Annotated in this window: 1 protein-coding gene; it reads right to left on the bottom strand. The window is 67.5% G+C overall.

The features are described 5' to 3' along the window. On the bottom strand, positions 1 to 231 hold a 231-nt coding region (locus NET02_RS16495), incomplete at both ends, for a cytochrome c biogenesis ResB family protein (protein WP_284058523.1).

The following is a 231-nucleotide window of genomic DNA, read 5'->3' as shown; positions in this document are numbered from 1 at the left end:
GGTTGACCTCCACCCGCGCCGGACGCGCCTCGCCGGTGTAACGGTCGTGGATGACGATGTCGCTGGCAAACAGCCGCGGCATGCCGGTGTCGTAGTACTCGACGATGAACTTCTTCAGCTCGACCTCGAACGGCAACTCCTGCAGCACCACGCCCTCGGGCTGCTGCAACACCGCCACGCCGGCGCGCGTGCCCTCGGTGACCAGCAGGTTGCCGCGGAAGGTCGGGTTGG

This window comes from Thermalbibacter longus, from assembly GCF_023806485.1.
Classification (GTDB): Bacteria; Chloroflexota; Chloroflexia; order Thermomicrobiales; family Thermomicrobiaceae; genus Thermalbibacter; species Thermalbibacter longus.
Note: the sequence above shows the minus strand (reverse complement) of the source record. Positions and strands in the feature narration are given on the sequence as shown.